Raw genomic sequence first — 1,006 nt, 5'->3', positions numbered from 1 at the left:
GTCGCGGTCCGCCGCCGCTGCCTCGCCGCGCGCGACGTCATGCTCCGCCACCCGTGGGCGCCCGGCCTGGTCGCGGCGCAGACGACGTCACCGCCCTCCGTCTGGCCCGTCTACGAGCAGCTCGTCGGGACGCTCACCGAGGCCGGCTTCGACGACGACCTCGCGCACCGTGCCATCCACGCGCTGGGGAGCATGCTGCTCGGCTTCTCCCGCGAGCTGTTCGAGCCCGAGGGCGGCACCCTCGCACCCGACCCCGCCGCGACCACCACCGTCGGCGAGGACCTGCCGAACCTCGCGCGCATGGCCGCCTCCGTCGTGCACGAGACCGACGGCGCCCTGTCGGTGTGCGACACCCGCGCCGAGTTCGCGTTCACGCTCGACCTCGTCCTCGCCGGGCTCGACCGGCACCGCCTGGCCCGCACCGGCGCCTGAGCCGGGCGACCGCGCGACGACCGGGTCAGCCGGTCTGGCGACGCGGGATGCGGCGCACCGCGCGCTTGCGCCCCGGCATCCACACCCCGACGGGCCTGCCCGACTCGACCGCCTGCGCGTCCTCGACGCGACCCGCCTCCCGGTACGCCTCCGCGAGGGCGGCGCGGCTCGCGACCGTCTGCGCGTCGTCGGGGCCGAGGATGCGCTCGTCGTCGACGCACGCCCGCTCGAGCAGCTCGACGATGTCGTCGAGGCGGTCCTCCTCGCGGTACACCTCGATGAGCAGGACCCGGCTCGCGGCGGTGTCGACGTGGTCGGGCCCGAGCATGCGCTGCCGGTCCCGGAACGTCTTCTCCAGGAGCGGGACGGCCTCCTCGGCGCGGCCCGCCTCGCGGTACGCGACGGCCAGGTTGTTGCGGCTGGTGAGCGTCGCGGGGTGCAGCGGCCCGAGGACGCGCGCCCGGTCGGCGAGCGTCGCCTCGAGCAGGGACAGCGCGTGGTCGGTGCGTCCCGCGTCGTGGTGCACGAGCGCGAGGTCGCCGCGCGTCGCGAGCGTGTCCGGGTGCTCGGCGCC

The 1,006-nt window shown here is 76.4% G+C and carries 2 protein-coding genes; one reads left to right on the top strand and one right to left on the bottom strand.

Annotated features, from left to right (window positions below; translation table 11 throughout):
* On the top strand, nucleotides 1-432 hold a 432-nt coding region (locus HGA02_RS20260), incomplete at its 5' end, for a TetR/AcrR family transcriptional regulator C-terminal domain-containing protein (protein ID WP_210728870.1).
* A 25-nt stretch (nucleotides 433-457) separates the two neighbouring features.
* On the opposite strand, the gene HGA02_RS20255 is transcribed toward HGA02_RS20260, so the two are convergent.
* A partial coding sequence (locus tag HGA02_RS20255; RefSeq protein WP_168681234.1) for a tetratricopeptide repeat protein occupies nucleotides 458-1,006 on the bottom strand: 549 nt, incomplete at its 5' end.

It is taken from the genome of Cellulomonas septica, assembly GCF_012396155.1.
In the GTDB taxonomy this organism is placed as follows: Bacteria; Actinomycetota; Actinomycetes; order Actinomycetales; family Cellulomonadaceae; genus Cellulomonas; species Cellulomonas septica.
This window is presented reverse-complemented; position numbering and strand designations above follow the sequence as displayed.